Annotated in this window: 1 protein-coding gene and 1 pseudogene; both read left to right on the top strand. The window is 62.0% G+C overall.

The genetic code is table 11. The features are described from left to right. Window positions 1-222, top strand: a pseudogene (locus EOA86_RS26905) (PRC-barrel domain containing protein); the annotation flags it as partial. Window positions 223-1,011: 789 nt separating this feature from the next. Continuing rightward, window positions 1,012-2,940 (top strand): adenylate/guanylate cyclase domain-containing protein, encoded by a 1,929-nt coding sequence (locus EOA86_RS26900; RefSeq protein ID WP_245497383.1) that lies wholly within the window; start codon window positions 1,012-1,014, stop codon window positions 2,938-2,940. Window positions 2,941-3,531: the final 591 nt, after the last annotated feature.

The following is a 3,531-nucleotide window of genomic DNA, read 5'->3' as shown; positions in this document are numbered from 1 at the left end:
GTTCTCAGCTTTGGTGGTTTTCTTGGAATTGGCGACGACTACTATCCGCTGCCGTGGCAGAAGCTCGACTATGACGAGAGCCTTGCAGGCTTCCGCATTGACATCACGAAGGAGCAAGTTGAAGGCGCTCCGCGCTATGGTCGCGACCAGGATTTCGACTGGAATGCCGAGAGTGGCCGCCGCGTTTACGACTACTACGGCGTCCGACCGTATTGGCTGTAGCGAAGCCTCTAGCGCGCGTGCTCGGCGGGAGGCGACCCGGTGTTCGCTTGGCCCACCCAGACCGGTAAGCAGGAATCGGGTCGAGCCTTTGCTGCCATGCCACTGCTCGCGTGGCGGAAAGCCCCGCCGCTACACCGCTCCTGCACCGATGCCGCGGCGTATGGTCGACCGGTTATGTGCGGTCCCTTGATTTGCCCGACGAACGCCACAAGCGGATCAGTCTCACGGAGCACTATTCGCCGTGATCGATCAAAGGCATTCTGAACAGCGTTGCTCCTTGTCCTTCACGAGCAAAATGGTTCCGACGAGCGCTTCGCGGCCTACCAGGGAATTCGACCGCATGATCCCCTGCAGCCACCATCGCCTGGGCAAGTGCGGCAGGCTCGTCCTTAAGATCCATTCCATCCAAATCGGGAATAACGCCTGCCTCGTGCTCGCAAAAGAAATAGTACCGCGGCGTAGCTGTCCACATTGAGGACGAAAACACAAGGTTGGCCCAGCCGTTCCAAAAAAATGCTGACGGGATGGAACAGCGGCCGACTGCCGCCCGCGAATTAAACACACGGCGGAACTCAGTTCGTGTGCCTCAAAGAATCGGGTGAAATTCCTGGCCGCTTGTGGAGGTCCGCTTCTGGCGCCATAAGCAGAAATTGAGAACATTTTTCCGAAGTGAACATTGGGTTGATGCGTTAGGCACCGAAGCAAGCAAGGAGGCTGCATTCGGGGCGCGCCCTCTCTTAAAGCCGTCGCCGGGCTTGCAATCCGGTGGCGCATTGCGACATTGGCTGCATGAGCACCTCCGCACAACCAGTGCGTCTGGCCCGCCCCGAAAAGAAGCGGCGTCGCATCCCCATTGCAGTCATCATGGCGTTGAGTTTTGGCAGCCTCGTATTCCTGTCGGTCGGCGGCGTGCTCGCATTGTCGGTCGGCGCCAATTTTCGCAACACGTTCGACTTGCTCGGCGCCCAGTCGACACTCCTGATCGATGCGATGGAGGACTCGCTGCGCGCCGAGATGGGAGACGCCGAGAACGCGGTGGACGGCATCGCGCAGCTGTATGCCCAGGGCGAGTTCCAGATCGACGACGAGGCGATGTCTGCAGCCGTTGCCGGTGCTCTGGCTGCCGCTTCGGGGGTCGAGGCGACGCTGATTTGCACCCCCGACCTCGTCTGCCGCGGCGCCGCGCGGTCCGTCGAAAACAACGTTTCAACGGGCGCGATCGAGCATTTTCCGGCCGAGCCCGAGAAGTCGTCCCAAGTCCGCGCCGCCCTCGAGCAACGCAGAAAGGTCGACGGACGCCAATGGGGTGCGTTCGTGGCTAACGAGTTCGGGCTATACGCGCATGTCTCCGTGCCGCTGGCACGTGATGGCGTGACGCAGGCCTGGGTGATCGCGGCGGTCGAATTGCAGAAACTGTCCGATATCACGCGGGAACTGTCATCGCGATTTGGCACGCATGCCTTCATTCTCGATGGCGAAGATCGCGTGCTCGCCGACCAAAGGCTGGCCGATCCCGACGCTCTGAAGAATGGCGTCCTGCCACTGACGCCGCTGGCCACGTATGGCGATCCGGTATTGGCCGCATATGGCTCCCGCAAGGTAGAGCGGGAGTTCGACACGCGCCACGCCCGCGACATAGAAATCGCCGAGATCGACCTGAGCGTGGACAATGCGTCCGAGTGGAGCGGCGACACCACGTACATCGCCATTACCCGCAAGATCGCAGGCTATGGCGACGAGCCCTGGACGCTCGGCGCGTATTTCGAGACCAGCCAGATCAGCGACGAGATCGAGCGCGTCATGGGATCGGCCCTGCTCGGTCTTGGGGCGATGGCCGTGGCGGTCATAGTCGCGATCCTGCTTGGCAGGCGCCTGTCGCGACCGATCCAGGCGATCGCCGGCCAGGCCACGCGCGTCGCCGATTTCGATCTCGACGGCGTGACCCCGCTGCCGCGCAGCAGGGTGCTGGAGTTGGACAACCAGGCTTCGGCCTTCAATGCTATGCTGATCGGTCTGCGTGCATTCTCGACCTATATTCCGCGCTCGCTGGTGGCCAAGCTGGTGCGCACCGGAGAGATCGGCATCGCCGAACCGCGCGAGGCGGTCGTGACTGTCATGTTCACCGATATCGCCGGTTTCACCACGCTGTCGGAGCGGATGGACGCTGCCGCTGCGGCCAGACTCCTCAACCATCATTTCGAAATCCTGTGCCGCGAGGTCGACACGCATGGCGGCACGGTTGACAAGTTCTTGGGCGACGGCATGCTGGCATTCTTCGGCGCGCCGGACCGTCTGAAGGGCCATGCCGCCGCGGCCGTCCGCGCCGCCGCGGCCATTCGCGAGGAGCTGGAGAAGGACAATCTGGAAGCGGCCGGCGAAGGCCGGCCTCCGCTTCATGTCCGCATCGGCATCCATACGGGCTCCGTCATCGTCGGCAACATTGGCGCATCCGACCGCGTCAACTATACGATAGTCGGCGACACCGTGAACGTCAGCCAGCGGCTGCAGGACCTCGGCAAGCAGCTCGAACCGGATGCTGCGACCGCCATCGCGATTTCCGGCGAGACCGCGTCGCGGCTCGACGAAAAGTTCGAAACGATCCCGGCGGGCAAGCACAGGTTGCGGGGGCGCGGCGAAGCGACGGAGGTCTTCCAGCTTGGCAAAGTCGCGACGTCAGAATCGCCCCGTCTGGACGTTCGCCGCGCTCAAGCAGGCTAAGGGACATGCCACTTCCATGCCGCTGATCGGCGGCTTGGAGAAGCCCACGGCTTTGGGAATGACTGGAGCGGGGTCACCTAGTGCCGTAGCCGATTTCAATTGGAGCGACAAGAACGCGGCAAAGTCGCTGGTCCAGTCAACATCCGCTTACGAGCCGCCAAATCGGCTCTGCAAGCGCCGGTTTGGGTCAGATCACGTCGGTACTCGCGGGGGCCCGAAGGTCCGCTTTTTATGATTCGAACCTCAAAGCTGCCAGTCAGCATTCGGCCCCACTCCGGTCATTCGGGGAGGGCCGTTCCTGGTGTTACCTGCTCGTTCCGATCGACGAGACAGATTCCACCCATTTCGGACGTTCAGCCGATTAGTTCGCGTCGATGCTGCCTGCGAGGTAGAAATGCGAATGTCAGTCCGATCTGTACGACCACAGCGCCGGGCCGCAATCCAAGGCCAAGCTCGGCAATTGTGGGGCGTATGCTTATCTAACGATCAGTCGTTCGCCTCGATACCTTGCGCCTTCAAGGCCGGGCGGGTTTCCCCCCGCGAGCAACAGACACTGGTGACGAATTACGCCTCTATTGAACCGCCAGTGCG

This window comes from Mesorhizobium sp. M5C.F.Ca.IN.020.32.2.1, from assembly GCF_004023105.1.
Classification (GTDB): Bacteria; Pseudomonadota; Alphaproteobacteria; order Rhizobiales; family Rhizobiaceae; genus Mesorhizobium; species Mesorhizobium wenxiniae.
Note: the sequence above shows the minus strand (reverse complement) of the source record. Positions and strands in the feature narration are given on the sequence as shown.

Bases quoted from the DNA above. Each gene is read 5' to 3' on its own strand.
- EOA86_RS26900 (WP_245497383.1), top strand. From the start codon at position 1,012: ATGAGCACCTCCGCACAACCAGTGCGTCTGGCCCGCCCCGAAAAGAAG.